This window comes from Kitasatospora sp. NPDC001603 (assembly GCF_040298365.1).
GTDB lineage: Bacteria > Actinomycetota > Actinomycetes > Streptomycetales > Streptomycetaceae > Kitasatospora.
On record NZ_JBEPAA010000066.1, the window covers coordinates 29,102 to 44,295 of the forward strand.

Here is a 15,194-nt window from a genome sequence, read left to right on the forward strand (position 1 = left end):
GGCACAGGGGGACGATTCGACTCACTGGGCGCACTCTGTGGCAGTGCTGCGGTGCAGTGCGTTCCACCGGCCGTCGGCCGGAGGTGGGTGGTGCGCACCGCTGCAGAACCCCGGCGTGGGAGAGGCAGCGGGAGGATGCGTTCGCTTTGCTTCGGCTGGTGCATGTGTGGTGCCTGTACTTCGGGGTGGAACTGCCCCGGGGCGGCGGGGAAGACGGTCGCCGCCCCGGGGAGGTGTGGGGGAGACCCGGTGGCTACTTCGGTCCGGGGGCCTCGGTGGTCAGGTGCTCGGGCCGGACGGGGATCCGGTTGAGCGCCAGACCGGTGGCGTTGCGGATGGCGGCCACGATCGACGGCGTCGCGGAGACGGTCGGCGCCTCGCCCACCCCGCGCAGCCCGTACGGGGCGTTCGGGTCGGGGAGTTCGAGGATCTCCACCGGGATCGGCGGGGTGTCCAGGATGGTGGGGATCAGGTAGTCGGTGAAGGACGCGTTGCGGACCTTCCCGTCCTTGACGATGATCTCCTCCATCACGGCCAGGCCGAGCGCCTGGGTGCAGCCGCCCTGGATCTGGCCCACCACCGAGAGCGGGTTGAGCGCCTTGCCGACGTCCTGGACGGCGGTCAGCTCGACCACCTTGACCAGGCCCAGCTCGACGTCCACGTCGACCACGGCGCGGTTGGCGCAGAAGGTGTACTGGACGTGGCCGAAGCCCTGCCCGGTCTCCTTGTCGAACGGCACGGTCGGGCGGTGGTGGTGCTCGCGGGTGAGGTCGATCGCCTCGTCGCCGAGCAGGTCGACCATGGAGACCAGGGCGCCCGTCGACGGCGAGACCACCTTGCCGCCGGTCAGCGTCAGGTCGTGCTGGGTCCAGCCGTAGCGCCGGCGGCCCTTCTCGATCAGCGCCTGCTTGACGGCCTCGGCGGCGAGCTTCACCGCACCGCCCGTCATGTAGGTCTGCCGGGAGGCCGAGGTCGAACCGGCCGAGCCGACCTCGGTGTTGGCCGGGTGGATGGTGACCTGCTCGACGCCCAGCTCGGTGCGCGCGATCTGGGCGTGCACGGTGACGCCGCCCTGGCCGACCTCGGCCATCGCGGTGTGCACCATGGCGACCGGCTCGCCGCCGATCACCTCCAGGCGCACCCGGGCGGTGGAGTAGTCGTCGAAGCCCTCGGAGAAGCCGACGTTCTTGATGCCGACCGAGTAGCCGACGCCGCGCACGATGCCCTCGCCGTGCGAGGTGTTGGACAGTGCGCCGGGCAGCTGGCGGACGTCCAGGTGCTCGGTGTCCAGCGGCGGCGGGAGCGGCATGTCCTTGACCCGGCGCAGGAGTTCGGCCACCGGGGCGGGCGAGTCGATCTGCTGGCCGGTGGGCATGAAGTCGCCCTCCGACATCGCGTTCAGCTGGCGCAGCTCGACCGGGTCCATGCCCAGCTCGGCGGCGAGCCGGTCCATCTGGGTCTCGTAGCCGAACGCGGCCTGGACCGCGCCGAAGCCGCGCATCGCCCCGCAGGACGGGTTGTTGCTGTACAGCGCGATGGCGTGCATCTTCACGTTCGGGATCACGTACGGCCCGTGGCCGAGCGAGGCCGCGTTGCCGACCACGGCCGGCGAGGCGGAGGCGTACGCGCCGCCGTCCAGCACGATCCGGCAGTCGGCGAAGACCAGCTTGCCGTCCCGGGTGGCGCCGTGCTCGTAGGTCATCCTCGCCGGGTGGCGGTGCACGTGGCCGTAGAAGGACTCGTCCCGGGCGTAGACGATCTTGACCGGCTTGCCGGTGTGCTGGGCGAGCAGGCAGGCGTGGATCTGCATCGAGATGTCCTCGCGGCCGCCGAAGGCGCCGCCGACACCGGCCAGCGTGAGGCGGACCTTCTCCTCCGGCAGGGCCAGCACGGGGGCCATCTGCTGGCGGTCCACGTGCAGCCACTGGGTGGCGATGTAGAGGTCGATGCCGCCGTCCTCGGCCGGCACGGCCAGGCCGGACTCCGGGCCGAGGAAGGCCTGGTCCTGCATGCCGACCTCGTAGCTGCCCTTGACGATGACGTCCGCCAGGGCCCGCACCTCGTCGGTCACGCCGAGGCCGGAGACCAGCTTCTGCTCGTGGCAGATGTTGCCGTAGCCGTGCGACTTGAACTCGTGCGGCTCGTGCACGTAGCCGTGGGTCTCCGGGTCGAGGCACTGCTCCTCGGTGGTGATCGGGGTGAGCACCTCGTACTCGACCTTGATCTTCTTCACCGCGCGGCGGGCCGTCTCCGGGTGGTCGGCCGCGACCAGCGCGATGGCCTCACCGTGGTAGCGGACCTTGTCGATCGCCAGGGCCGGCTGGTCCTGGATCTCCAGGCCGTAGTACTTGGTGCCGGGGATGTCCTCGTGGGTGAGGACGGCGTACACGCCGGGGACCTTCAGCGCGTCGGCGATGTCCACCGAGAGGATGTTCGCCCGGGGGTGCGGCGAGCGCAGCGCCATACCCCAGAGCATGTCCTCGTGCCACAGGTCGGACGAGTAGGCGAACTCGCCCTTGACCTTCAGGTTGCCGTCCGGGCGCAGCGGCGAACCGCCGATGCCGTCCTTGCTGGCCTGGTTGATGTTCTGCAGGTTCTTCTGACCCTGGATGGTGCGGGTACTCATTCCGACGTCGCCCTCTCGCACGTACGGGCGGAAGCCAGCCGCACCGCGTCCATGATCTTCTCGTAGCCGGTGCAGCGGCAGAGGTTGCCCGACAGCGCCTCGCGGATGTCGTTGTCACTCGGCTGGGCGTCCTTCGCCAGCAGCGCGTCGGTCTGCACCAGCAGGCCGGGCGTGCAGAAGCCGCACTGGACGGCGCCGGCGTCGACGAAGGCCTGCTGGACCAGGCCCAGCTCGCCCTGCTCGTCGCTCAGGCCCTCGACGGTGCGGACCTCGCGGTCCTGCACCTGGCCGGCCGCGACCAGACACGAACAGACCGGGACGCCGTCCAGGTAGACCGTGCAGGAGCCGCACTCGCCCTGCTCGCAGGCGTTCTTCGAGCCCGGGAGGCCGACCCGCTCGCGCAGCACGTAGAGCAGGCTCTCGCCCTCCCAGACGTCGTCGGCCTCGACCGGCTTGCCGTTGGCGGTGAAAGTGACCCTCATGCCGCGCTCCTGATCTGCTTGCTGTAGTCGTTCCACGTCCAGGTGAGCGTGCGGCGCGCCATCACGGCCAGCGAGTGCCGCCGGTAGTCGGCGGTGCCGCGGACGTCGTCGATGGGCGAGGCGGCGGCCTTCACCAGCTCGCCGAACCGCTGGATCACCTCGGCGCCCAGCAGCTCGCCGGACTCCCACAGGCCGCGCTCGGCGAGCACGCCCCGCAGGTACTCCTCGGCCTCGACGGCGCGGCGCGGCGTGGGGGCGGCCGAGCCGATCCCGGTGCCGACGGTGCCGTTCTTCGGGTGCAGCGCGAAGCCGAAGGCGCAGACCGCGATCACCATGGCGTTGCGGGTGCCGATCTTGGAGAACTGCTGCGGGCCGTCCGCGACGGGGATGTGCACGGCCCTGATCAGCTCGTCGGCCGCCAGGCTGTTGCGCTTGACGCCGACGTAGAACTCGTCGATCGGGATCATCCGGGTGCCGCGCACGGAGTCCGCCTCGACGAACACGTCGCGGCCGGCGGCCAGCAGCGCGGGGTGCGCGTCGCCGGCCGGGGAGGCACCGCCGAGGTTGCCGCCGACGCCGCCGCGGTTGCGGATCTGCGGCGAGCCGACGGTGTGGGCCGCCAGCGCGAGGCCGGGCAGCGGACCGGACAGCTCGTCGATGATCCGGGAGTAGGGGACGGAGGCGCCGAGCCGAACGACGTCGCCGTCGTTCGACCATTCGGTGAGCTCGGTGATGCGGTTCAGGTCGAGAATCGCGGATGGCCGGTGCACGTCGAAGTTCATCTCGACCATGACGTCCGTACCGCCCGAGATGGGCAGCGCGGTCGGGTACTCAGCCTTCGCCGCGAGTGCCTCGTCCCAGGTAGCGGGCCGAAGGAACTCCATGCGGGTGTCTCCTCAAGTCGTTGCCGGCCGGACGGGTGGGCACAGTGCCCGGGAACTCGGTGTTCGGACCGCGCTCTCCGCTTCGTCGCCTCCGCGTCGGGTCCTGGTCACCGGGGTGTGTCCGGCGGCGTGTGGCCAGTGAACCTCTGTGACGGGGCCCACTGGCAGTCACCGATGGCATGAAGCCCCGGCTGTGGTCCCGCCCGGCATCCTGTACGTTCCTCTAAGGACGAGAATCTCGCAGCCCAGCTGTTTTCCGGGTGCTGCCTACGACCGTAATCCGGCCGTGATTCCCAAGCTATGACCCCGTGATCCGGGCGTCCGTTGGGACGTAACACCGAGCACGGATGTTCGGGCACACTGTGACCCCCGGACCGCGCGCTCGGGCCCCCTCACCCCCACCCCAAGCCCGTAAGGAGTCCCGGATGCGTGTCCGCGACCTGCTCGCCCCCGGAGCCCCGAGACTGCGCCTGCTCGCGGCCGAGGAAGAGCTCGACCGGCAGGTCAGCGGCGTGATGACCACGGACCTGCACGACCCGGGCCGCTACCTGCACGGCGGCGAGCTGGTGCTCACCGGCATGCTCTGGCGCACCGGGCCGGCCGACTCCGAACGCTTCGTGCGGACCATCGTGGCCGGCGGCGCGGTCGCCCTCGCGGCCGGCGAGGCCGAGGTCGGCCCCGTCCCCGAGGACCTCGTCGACGCGTGTCGCCGGCACCGGATGCCCCTGTTGGCGGTACCCGACGACATCGCTTTCGGCACCGTCACCGAGTTCATCGGCCGGCAGGTCTCCGCCGACCGCGCCGCCGACCTGGCCGCCCTGGTCGACCGCCACCGGCTGCTGGTCTCCGCGGCCGGCGGCGGCGGACTGGACGCCGTCCTCGACCTCCTCGGCGGCGACCTCGACCTCGACTGCTGGGTGCTCACGCCCACCGGCGCGGTGATCGCCGGCCCGGCCGACCGGCTCTCCGCCGAGGACCGCGACCAGCTGGTCCGCGCCCACCTCGGCGCCCAGCGCCAGCGCCGCCGCCCCCCGCACCGGGCCCGGCTGGCCAACGGCTCCTACTCGCTGCTGCCCGCCCCGGCCCTCGACGACGTCCAGGCGCCGCTCGCCGACTGGGTGCTCGCGGTGGCCGGCGACGTCACCGAATGGACCACCAAGCGCCAGCAGCTCGCCGAGAACCTGGCCCGGCTGGTCGCCGCCGAGCGGCACCGCCGCGACGAGGGCCGCCGGCTGCGCCGCCGCCTCGCCGACGAGGTGCTGACGCTGCTCCAGCGCGACGCCGACCCGGGCGAGATCAGCCGCACCCTGTACGCCTCCTCGGCGATGGCCGCCCGGTACGAGAACCCCGAGCCCAAGCCGCAGTCACCGGACGGCTCCTGGCTGGTGCTCAGCGCCGAGGGCACCGGCCTGCCCGAGGGTGCGGTGCGGCTGATCCTGGAGGAAGCTCTCAACGGCACCACCGACCGCGCCCTGGTCGCCGGGGCGGGCACCGGCGCGGTGGTGGTGCTGCCCGCGCTGGACAGTGCGGTGCCCGCCGACACCCTGCGGGAGCTGCTCGCGCCGCTGGAGGCGGGCCTCGGCTCGGAGGGCCGGATCACCCTCGGCGTGTCGGCCCCCGCCTCCGAGGCGGGCGGCCTGCGCGGCGCCCTGGAGGAGGCCCGGCACGCCCGCCGGATCGCCGCCGCCCGGGTCGGCCGGGTCTGCGTGGCCGGCCCGGAGGAGCTGGCCTCGCACGTGCTGCTGCTGGCCGCGGTGCCCGACGAGGTCCGCCGGGCGTTCCGCAGCCGGCTGCTGGACAAGGTGATCGCCTACGACATCGAGCACCAGGCGGACCTGGTCCGCACCCTGGAGGCGTTCCTGCGCTCGGACGGCTCGTGGACCCGCTGCGCCGCCCAGCTGCACGTGCACGTCAACACGCTGCGCTACCGGATCGGCCGGATCGAGGAGCTGACCGGCCGTGACCTCTCCCGGCTGGAGGACCGGGTGGACTTCTACCTGGCCCTCGAACTGGCCTGAGCCGGCGCGGAAAGGGGTCCGCCCCGCACACCGACGGTGTGCGGGGCGGACCCCTCCGCGTGACTACGGCTGCACGGGGATGATCGAGGTGAGCCACTGGAAGACGCCCGGCACCATGTTCTTCCAGACGTCGCTGGAGTGCGGCCCGGTGGTCTCCTGGACCTGGACGGTGGTCGGCGCCTTCGCGACGGCCGCGATCGCCTGGCCGTCCTCGTAGCCGTCGCCCTTGTTGCCGCTGATGTACAGGGCGACCTTCGGCGGCTGGGCGGCGGTCTTCACGATGGTGACCGGGTTGTTCGCCTCGCGCAGCTGGGCGTCCTTGCCGACCAGCGAGGACTTCTCGACCGCCGGGTCGTTGTAGCCCGAGAGGCTGATGCCGGCCCGGTAGCGGTTGGGGTGGGCCAGCGACAGCTTGGCGGCGCAGTGGGCACCGGCCGAGTAGCCGGCCACCGCCCAGCGGTCGGCCGACGGCTCGGCGCGGAAGTTGTCCAGCACCATCTGGGGGACGTCGCGGGTCAGCCAGGTGTCCGCGTTGACCTTGCCGGGCACGTCGGTGCAGCCGGCGTCGGTGCTGTTGCCCAGCAGCAGGGTGCGCGGCGAGACCAGGATGAACGGCGCCACCTTGCCCTCCTGCATCAGCGGCTTGAGCTGCTCGGAGACCTTGAGCGTGCCGTACCAGGTGGAGGAGGAGCCGGGGAAGCCCGGGATCAGCTCGACGACCGGGAACTTCTTGTCCTTGAACGCCGGGTCGTGGTACTGCGGCGGCAGCCAGACCAGCACCTCGCCGTCCACGCCGGACAGCTGGCCCTTGAGGTCGGTCTTCTGGACGTCGCTCGGCACCTTGGGGTCGTCCACGCTGCGGAACTGCTGGTGGACCTTGGGCGGCTGCTTGGCGGCGTCGCCGCCGGCCTGGGCCCCGCCGGCGCCCGCCTCGGCCGGGGGGACGGAGGGCACGGCCCGGACGTGGTTGCCGGTGCCCAGCAGGTCGTCCCAGTTGCCGTAGATCAGGTTGGCGTTGTTGACCATGACGAAGACCGTCGTCACGGCGGTGATCTGGCAGAAGACGATCATGGCAAGCCTGGACAGGACCTGCACCGGCCTCGGCCCGCGCACCTTTCCCCAGAGCAGCAGCGCCGCCGCGATGGAGATCGGCACGAGGACGATCGTGCAGATGAGGAATGGCGTGCCTGTCAGTTGCATCAAATTCTCGTATCCGGGTTCAAAGCCGTCCGGGGCCCCACTCGCCCGGAACGCGCTCCAATGGCATCAGACGGTCGGGAACGCGGGATCGGTTGCCGTCCAAATCTGTAAGGAACCTGAGAGGAACATCACGTTTCGGCGCTGTTTCCCTACTTGGGGCCCGCACCAGTCTGCCATCCTGACGGCCCGCGCCCGGACGCTGCACCCAGCGGGCTCCCAGGAACGCCACCGGGGGCACGATACCGCCCGGGCGGATCCGGGCGGCGGGCGAGGCGGTGCGATGCCGCGCGCGGCGGGCAGCGAGACTATGGGGATGAGCACAACCCGCTTTCGCCCCTTCCGCCGGTTCCGGCCCGCCTGCGCCGTCCTCGCCGTGCTGGCCGCCGTGGCCGGCTGCAGCAGTACCGGAGGCCTCCGCGCCGAGCACGCCCGCAGCCAGGCCGCGGCCGCCGGTGGCAGTGCCGTCACCACCCCGCGCTGGAAGATCGCGATGGTGACCCACGCCGGCGCCGGCGACGCCTTCTGGGACACCGTGCGCAAGGGCGCCGAGCAGGCCGCCGCCAAGGACAACATCACCTTCCTGTACTCCAACGACGCCCAGACCCAGAACCAGGTCCAGCTGGTCCAGGCCGCCATCGACCAGAAGGTCGACGGCCTGCTGGTCACCCTCGCCAAGGGGGACGCGCTCGGCGACGTGCTCGGCAAGGCCAAGGCGGCCGGCATCCCGGTGATCACCGTGAACTCCGGCCAGGAGTACTCCGCCCGGTTCGGCGCGCTGACCCACATCGGCCAGGACGAGTCCACCGCCGGCCAGGCGGCCGGCACCGAGCTCGCCGGCCGGGGCCGCAAGAACGTCCTCTGCGTGATCCACGAGCAGGGCAACGTCGGCCAGGAGCAGCGCTGCTCCGGCGCGCAGTCCAAGGCCGGCGGGGCCTTCCAGGTGCTCTACGTGGACGGCGTCAACATGCCCGACGCCCGGGCCGCCGTCTCCGCCAAGCTGCAGGCCGACCCGGCCATCGACACCGTGCTGACCCTCTCCGGGCCGATGGCCGCCACCGGACTGCAGGCGATCCAGGACGCCCGCCGCCCCGTCGAGCTCGACACCTTCGACCTGGGCACCCAGGTGGTGGCCGGCCTCAAGTCCGGCTCGGTCGGCTTCGCGGTCGACCAGCAGCCCTACCTCCAGGGCTACGAGGGCGTCGACCTGCTCTGGCTCTACCGCTCCAACCTGGACATGCTCGGCGGCGGCAAGCCCGTGCTGACCGGGCCGCAGATCCTCACCCGCGACGACGCCGACGCCCTCGCCGAGTACGTCGCGAGGGGGACGCGTTGAGCACCACCGACCTCCTCGCCCAGGACCGCCCGGCGGCGCTGCGGCGGGTGCTCGCCCGCCCCGAACTGGGGGCGCTGATCGCCGCCGCCGCGGTCTTCCTGGTCTTCGCCGCGGTCGCCGAACCGTTCCTGCGGGTCTCCTCGCTGGGCACCGTGCTGTACGCGGCCTCCACCATCGGGATCATGGCCGTCCCGGTCTCGCTGCTGATGATCGGCGGCGAGTTCGACCTGTCGGCCGGCGTGCTGGTCACCACCGCCGCGCTGACCTCGTCGATGGTGTCCTACCAGCTCACCGCCGTGACCTGGGTCGGCGTGCTGGTCTCGCTGCTGGTGACGCTGGCGGTCGGCGGCTTCAACGGCTGGATGCTCAGCCGGACGAAGCTGCCCAGTTTCATCGTCACCCTGGGCACCTTCCTGATGCTCACCGGCGCCAACCTCGGCGTCACCAAGCTGGTCTCCGGCACCGTCTCGACCAAGCCGATCTCCGACATGGAGGGCTTCGGCGCCTGCCGTTGGCTGTTCGCCTCCGAGGTCACCGTCGGCGGGCTGACGGTCAAGGCCACCGTCTGGTGGTGGCTCGGCCTGCTGCTGGTCGGCAGCTGGGTGCTGCTGCGGACCCGCTTCGGCAACTGGATCTTCGCGGTCGGCGGCGACGCGGCCGCGGCCCGGGCGGTCGGCGTGCCCGTCGCCCGGACCAAGACGGTGCTCTACCTCGGCGTCGGCTTCGGCGCCTGGGTGCTCGGCCAGCACCTGCTGTTCTCCTTCGACACCGTGCAGTCCGGCGAGGGCGTCGGCAACGAGCTGATCTACATCGTGGCGGCCGTCATCGGCGGCTGCCTGATCACCGGCGGCTACGGCTCGGTGGTCGGCTCGGCGCTCGGCGCGCTGATCTTCGGCATGGCGAGCAAGGGCATCATCTACGCCCAGTGGAACCCCGACTGGTTCAAGTTCTTCCTGGGTGCGATGCTGCTGCTCGCCGCCCTGTTGAACACCTTCGTCAAGCGCCGCGCCGAACGGGGACCGCGATGACCGAGCTGCTCCGCCTCGAAGGCGTCGGCAAGACCTACGGCTCCGTCCGGGCGCTCCAGGACGTCTCGCTCACCCTGCGGGCCGGCGAGATCAGCTGCGTGCTCGGCGACAACGGCGCCGGCAAGTCCACCCTGATCAAGATCATCGCCGGGCTGCACCGGCACGACGAGGGCCGTTTCACCGTCGGCGGCGAGGAGGTCCGCTTCGGCTCCCCGCGCGAGGCGCTGGACCGCGGCATCGCCACCGTCTACCAGGACCTCGCGGTCGTCCCGCTGATGCCCGTCTGGCGGAACTTCTTCCTCGGCTCCGAACGGGGCCTGCGGCGCTGGGGCGGACTGCGCCTGGACGCCGACGGGATGCGCGCCACCACCCGGGAGGCGCTCGCCCGGATGGGCATCGACCTGCACGACGTCGACCGCCCGATCGGCACCCTCTCCGGCGGCCAGCGCCAGTGCGTGGCGATCGCCCGGGCCGTCCACTTCGGCGCCGAGGCGCTGATCCTGGACGAGCCCACTGCCGCACTCGGCGTCAAGCAGTCGGGGGTGGTGCTCAAGTACGTCACCGCCGCCCGCGACGCCGGCCTCGGGGTGGTGCTGATCACCCACAACCCGCACCACGCCTACCTGGTCGGCGACCACTTCACCCTGCTCAAGCGGGGCCGGATGGCCGGCAGCCACCCGCGGGCGGAGATCGGCCTGGAGGAGCTCACCACCGAGATGGCCGGCGGCTCCGACCTGGAGGAGCTCTCGCACGAGCTGGCCCGCCCGGGCACCGACACCCCTGAACCCCGTGACTCCCGTGATCCCCGTGAGGAGCGTCCGCAGCCGTGACCACCCCCAACGCCGCCTCCCGGCCACCGGTCCTGCCCAGCCTGCTCGGCCTCGGGCCGCGGGCCGAGCGCCGCCGCCGGGCCCTGCCCGCCGGCCTCCTGCGGCTGCCCACCATCGGCGTCGACATCGGCGGCACCAAGGTGGTCGCGGGCGTGGTGGACGGCGAGGGCAAGGTGCTGGAGAAGCTGCGCACCGACACCCCCGACAAGAGCAAGAGCCCCCGGGTCGTCGAGGACGTCATCGTCGAGCTGGTGCTCGAACTCGCCGACCGCCACGACGTCCACGCGGTGGGCATCGGCGCGGCCGGCTGGGTGGACGCCGAGCGTTCCCGGGTGCTCTTCGCCCCGCACCTGAACTGGCGCAACGAACCGCTCCAGCAGGCGCTCAGCGAGCGGCTGCGGTTCCCGGTGATCGTCGAGAACGACGCCAACGCGGCGGCCTGGGCCGAATGGCGGTTCGGCGCCGGGCGCGGCGAGGACCTCATGGTGATGCTCACCCTCGGCACCGGCATCGGCGGCGCGGTGGTCCGCGACGGCTACGTCGACCGGGGCAAGTACGGGCTGGCGGGGGAGTTCGGGCACATGCAGGTGGTGCCCGGCGGCCACCGCTGCCCGTGCGGCAACCGAGGCTGCTGGGAGCAGTACTCCTCCGGGAACGCCCTGGTGCGCGACGCGCGCGAGCTGGTCGCCGAGGAGTCGCCGGTGGTCCAGCTGCTGCTGGCCAGGGCCGGCGGCGCGGTCGAGGGCATCACCGGCCCGCTGGTCACCGAGGCCGCCCGGGCCGGTGACGCGACCGCCGTCGAGCTGCTCTACGAGGTCGGCACCTGGCTCGGGGTCGGCATCGCCAACCTCGCGGCCGCCCTGGACCCGGGACGCTTCGTGGTCGGCGGCGGCGTCTCCGAGGCCGGCGACCTCCTCCTCACCCCGGCCCGCGACGCCTTCCGCCGCACCCTCACCGGGCGCGGCTTCCGGCCGGAGGCGACCATCGCGCACGCGGCCCTGGGCAACGAGGCGGGCCTGGTCGGCGCCGCCGACCTCGCCCGCCAGGTCGCCCGCCGCTTCCGCACCATCAAGCGGCGCCGGGTGGAGCGCAGCGTGCTGTAGCGCCGGACTACCCGCCGGTAGTCGCGGCGCCCTGTTGTCCGAGCCATGCCTCCTGTGAAACAACGGAGTTGACGTCAACTCAGGAGGCCTCCGGATGAGAGCTCTGGCCCGAATCGCCCCGCCGCTCCTGCTTGCCACCGCTCTGGTCTGTTCCGCCGCCGGGCCGGCCGGGGCGGCAGCCCCGCCGCCGAAGGTGCCCGAGGCGGTGGGCTGGGGCGGCGCGGTGGCCAGCGTGGACGCCGACGCCACGGCGGCCGGCATCGAGGTGCTGCGCAAGGGCGGCAACGCGGTGGACGCCGCCGTCGCCGTCGCGGCGGCGCTCGGTGTCACCGAGCCGTACTCGGCCGGCATCGGCGGCGGCGGGTACTTCGTCTACTACGACCACGACAGCGGCCGGGTGTCCACCATCGACGGCCGCGAGACGGCCTCCCGGACGGCCGACGCGTCGCTCTTCCTGGAGGGCGGCAAGCCGCTGGCCTTCGCGGACGCCGTCACCAGCGGGCTGTCGGTCGGCGTGCCCGGCTCCCCGGCGACCTGGGAGACGGCCGTGCGGCAGTGGGGCAAGCGCTCCTTCGCCGACGCGCTGAAGCCGGCCCGGCGGATCGCCGAGCAGGGCTTCACCGTCGACCAGACCTTCCAGGATCAGACCGCGCTCAACCAGGACCGGTTCAAGGACTTCCCCGCCACCGCGAAGCTCTTCCTGCCCGGCGGCAAGCTCCCCGCGGTCGGCTCCACGTTCCGCAACCCCGAGCTCGCCGCCACCTACCGCCAGCTGGGCGAGCAGGGCACCGCGGCGCTCTACCGGGGCGACCTCGGCGCCGACATCGTCCGGACCATCCAGCACCCGCCGGTGGACCCGGCCTCCGGGCGCAACGCCCGCCCCGGCAAGGTGGACGCCGCCGACCTGGCCGCGTACCAGGTGCGCCGCCAGCAGCCCACCCACGTGGCCTACCGCGACTACGACCTCTACTCGATCGCCCCGTCCAGCTCCGGCGGCACCACCGTCGGCGAGGCGCTCGGCATCCTGGAGGACGGCGACGTCGGCCGGTACGACGACACGCAGTACTACCACCACTTCCTGGAGGCCTCCCGGATCTCCTTCGCCGACCGCAACCGCTGGGTCGGCGACCCGGCCTTCTCCGACGTCCCGGCCAAGGAACTGCTCTCCCCCCGGTACGTCGCCTCGCGGGCCTGCCTGATCAGCCCCGACCGGGCGCTCACCAGCCCGCTCGCCCCCGGCGACCCGCGCCACCCGGCCGACTGCGCGAACACCGGCGCGGCCCAGCCCGAGCCCTACGAGGGCCTGAGCACCAGTCACCTGACCGTGGCCGACCGCTGGGGCAACGTCGTCTCCTACACCCTCACCCTGGAACAGACCGGCGGCAGCGGCATCACCGTCCCCGGCCGGGGCTTCCTGCTCAACAACGAGCTGACCGACTTCAACTTCACCCCGCTGACCCCCGGGGTGCCGGACCCGAACCTCGCCGGACCGGGCAAGCGCCCGCGCTCCTCGCTCTCGCCGACCATCGTGCTGCGCGACGGCGAGCCGGTGCTGGCGGCCGGCTCGCCCGGCGGCGCGACCATCATCACCACCACCCTCCAGGTCCTGCTCGGACGCCTGGACCGGGGCCTCGGCCTGGAGCAGGCGATCGCCGCGCCACGGGCCAGCCAGCGCAACACGGCCGCCACCCAGGCCGAGCCGGCCTTCCTGGACCTGCCCGAGCGGGCCCGGCTGGAGGCGCTCGGCCACGTGTTCACCAGCACGCCCGAGATCGGCGCCGCGACCGGCGTCGAGCGCCTGCCGGACGGCCGCTGGGTGGCGGCCGCCGAGCCGGTGCGGCGCGGCGGCGGCGCGGCGGCGGTGGTGCGCCCCGCGCCCTGACGCCCGACGCCCGACGGCGGTGGCCCCTGGGCCCGCGGGCCCGCGGGCCTGTCGGTGCCGGGCGGTAGATTCGGGGTGGGCGTCCTGCCGGGCGCCCACCCTCGTCCGTACCACCGGGAAGGCCGCCCGCCGTGACCGTCCGCATCGCCACCTGGAACATCAACTCCGTCACCGCGCGGCTGCCCAAGCTGCTGGAATGGCTGGAGAGCGCCAAGCCGGACGTGCTCTGCCTCCAGGAGCTCAAGTGCTCCACCGACGCCTTCCCCTACGAGCCGGTCCGCGAGCTCGGCTACGAGACCGCCGCGTACGGCACCGGCCGGTGGAACGGCGTGGCCATCGTCTCCCGGATCGGTCTGGAGGACGTGGTGCGCGACCTCCCCGGCCAGCCCGGCTTCCTCGCCGACGGCGCCCTGCTGCCCGACACCGAGCCGCGGGCCATCGCCGCCACCTGCGGCCCGGTCCGGGTCTGGTCGGTCTACGTGCCCAACGGCCGCGAGGTGGACCACGCCCACTACCGCTACAAGCTGGAGTGGCTGGAGGCCCTGCGCCTGGCCTCGCTGGAGGACGCCGCGGGGGAGCGCCCCTTCGCCGTCCTCGGGGACTTCAACATCGCCCCGACCGACGAGGACGTCTTCGACGTGGCGGCCTTCGAGGGCCTGACGCACGTCACCCCCGCCGAGCGCGCCGCCCTCGCCGCCCTGGGCGAGGCCGGTCTGCAGGACGTCGTGCCCCGCCCGCTGAAGTACGACCGCCCGTACACCTACTGGGACTACCGCCAGCTGGCCTTCCCGAAGAACCGGGGCATGCGGATCGACCTCACCTACGCCAACAAGCCCTTCGCCGACGCCGTCACGGACAGCTACGTGGACCGCGAGGCCCGCAAGGGCAAGGGGACGTCGGACCACGCCCCGGTCGTGGTCGACCTGGAGCTCTGAGCCGGCCGGGCCCGGCGTCACGCCCCGTAGCGGCGGCTCGCCCGAACGGGCCAGAGCGGTGGCCGGGCGCTGGGTGTGTGCCTACCGTCGGTGAATGACTGGGTGTGGTTGTTCGATCACGTGGACTTCGGAGTCCCCGGCCGCGCCCGAGAATCCCGGAGGTTCCGGTATGCGCCCCACGCGTACGGCCGCCGCCGCCCTGATCGGCGCGACGGTGCTGACCGGCCTGGCGGCCCCCCTCGCGCTGGCCAAGGACGGCGCCGCCACGGTCAGCCCGTCCCAGGCCGCACCGGGCCAGACCGTGACGGTCACGGTCTCCTGCGAGAAGTCCGACAAGCCCGACGCCAAGACCATCACCGCGAGCTCCCAGGCCTTCGAGGGCGGCCCGGCCACCCTGACCCTGGGATCGGACGGCCGGCACACCGGCTCCGCGCGGCTGGCGGGCAAGGCCGGCGGCGACAGCAAGGTCGACGGCACCTGCCCCGACGGCGCCGCCTTCTCGACCAGCGTCACGGTGACCACCGTCGCCGCGTCCTCCGGAGCCTCCTCCTCGCCCGGCCAGAGCCTCGGCGAGTGGGGCAAGGCGGCCGGGGAGTGGGCCGGCTCGCTCGGCCAGTCCGGTGCGGGCAGCCAGCAGGTCGCCCCGCACGGCGCCGTGCAGACCGGTCTCGGCGGCTCGGTCGCGGCCGACCCCGCCGAGCTGGCGGGCGGCGCGGCGCTGGTGGTCGGCGGTATCGGCGGATTCTGGCTGCTGCGGCGACGCGGCGGCGCCGGGTCCGCCTGAAGGCGCGCCCCGCACCCGGGGCCCTCGGGCCCGCCCCACGGTGCCGCCGGACCGGTCGGTCCGGCGGCACGGCCCGTCTCAGGCCGTCG

Annotated in this window: 12 protein-coding genes; 8 read left to right on the forward strand and 4 right to left on the reverse strand. The window is 72.9% G+C overall.

Annotated elements, in window-relative coordinates; translation table 11 throughout:
* Positions 1-253: 253 nt before the first annotated feature.
* From pucD to ABT263_RS30200, 3 genes are read right to left on the reverse strand one after another with little or no spacing between them, the layout of a single operon-like run.
* Positions 254-2,626, reverse strand: a complete 2,373-nt coding sequence (pucD, locus tag ABT263_RS30190) for a xanthine dehydrogenase subunit D (protein WP_352295140.1) — start codon at positions 2,624-2,626, stop codon at positions 254-256.
* On the reverse strand, positions 2,623-3,108 hold the full coding sequence (locus ABT263_RS30195) for a (2Fe-2S)-binding protein (RefSeq protein ID WP_329490617.1): 486 nt from the start codon (positions 3,106-3,108) through the stop codon (positions 2,623-2,625). The genes pucD and ABT263_RS30195 overlap by 4 nt, the downstream gene beginning before the upstream one ends.
* A complete protein-coding gene (locus ABT263_RS30200; protein ID WP_329490618.1) occupies positions 3,105-3,992 on the reverse strand; it encodes an FAD binding domain-containing protein in 888 nt (295 codons plus the stop codon). The genes ABT263_RS30195 and ABT263_RS30200 overlap by 4 nt, the downstream gene beginning before the upstream one ends.
* A gap of 425 nt (positions 3,993-4,417) precedes the next feature.
* Here ABT263_RS30200 and ABT263_RS30205 point away from each other — a divergent pair, with 425 nt between their 5' ends.
* Positions 4,418-6,010, forward strand: a complete 1,593-nt coding sequence (locus ABT263_RS30205) for a PucR family transcriptional regulator (protein WP_352295142.1) — start codon at positions 4,418-4,420, stop codon at positions 6,008-6,010.
* A gap of 63 nt (positions 6,011-6,073) precedes the next feature.
* Here the strand turns inward: ABT263_RS30205 and ABT263_RS30210 are convergent, their stop codons facing one another.
* A complete protein-coding gene (locus ABT263_RS30210; protein WP_352295144.1) occupies positions 6,074-7,165 on the reverse strand; it encodes an alpha/beta hydrolase in 1,092 nt (363 codons plus the stop codon).
* A gap of 358 nt (positions 7,166-7,523) precedes the next feature.
* On the opposite strand from ABT263_RS30210, the gene ABT263_RS30215 reads away from it, so the two are divergent.
* The 7 genes from ABT263_RS30215 to ABT263_RS30245 all read left to right on the forward strand — a co-directional run bounded on the left by ABT263_RS30215 (position 7,524) and on the right by ABT263_RS30245 (position 15,105).
* Positions 7,524-8,543: a substrate-binding domain-containing protein gene (locus ABT263_RS30215; RefSeq protein WP_329490622.1), complete on the forward strand. Its 1,020-nt coding sequence runs from the start codon at positions 7,524-7,526 to the stop codon at positions 8,541-8,543.
* The gene (locus ABT263_RS30220) at positions 8,540-9,571 is read left to right on the forward strand and encodes an ABC transporter permease (protein WP_352295146.1); all 1,032 of its coding nucleotides are present in this window, start codon (positions 8,540-8,542) and stop codon (positions 9,569-9,571) included. Before ABT263_RS30215 ends, ABT263_RS30220 begins: the two co-directional genes overlap by 4 nt.
* Entirely contained in the window at positions 9,568-10,401 is an 834-nt protein-coding gene (locus ABT263_RS30225; RefSeq protein WP_329490624.1) for an ATP-binding cassette domain-containing protein, read from the forward strand. The genes ABT263_RS30220 and ABT263_RS30225 overlap by 4 nt, the downstream gene beginning before the upstream one ends.
* A gap of 41 nt (positions 10,402-10,442) precedes the next feature.
* The gene (locus ABT263_RS30230; RefSeq protein WP_329492339.1) at positions 10,443-11,504 is read left to right on the forward strand and encodes an ROK family glucokinase; all 1,062 of its coding nucleotides are present in this window, start codon (positions 10,443-10,445) and stop codon (positions 11,502-11,504) included.
* A gap of 94 nt (positions 11,505-11,598) precedes the next feature.
* On the forward strand, positions 11,599-13,386 hold the full coding sequence (gene ggt / locus ABT263_RS30235) for a gamma-glutamyltransferase (RefSeq protein WP_352295148.1): 1,788 nt from the start codon (positions 11,599-11,601) through the stop codon (positions 13,384-13,386).
* A gap of 131 nt (positions 13,387-13,517) precedes the next feature.
* Positions 13,518-14,321 carry an exodeoxyribonuclease III gene (locus tag ABT263_RS30240; protein WP_352295150.1) on the forward strand — a complete coding sequence of 268 codons (804 nt, stop codon included), beginning with the start codon at positions 13,518-13,520 and terminating at the stop codon, positions 14,319-14,321.
* A 169-nt stretch (positions 14,322-14,490) separates the two neighbouring features.
* On the forward strand, positions 14,491-15,105 hold the full coding sequence (locus tag ABT263_RS30245) for a hypothetical protein (RefSeq protein ID WP_352295152.1): 615 nt from the start codon (positions 14,491-14,493) through the stop codon (positions 15,103-15,105).
* The last annotated feature ends 89 nt before the right edge of the window (positions 15,106-15,194 follow it).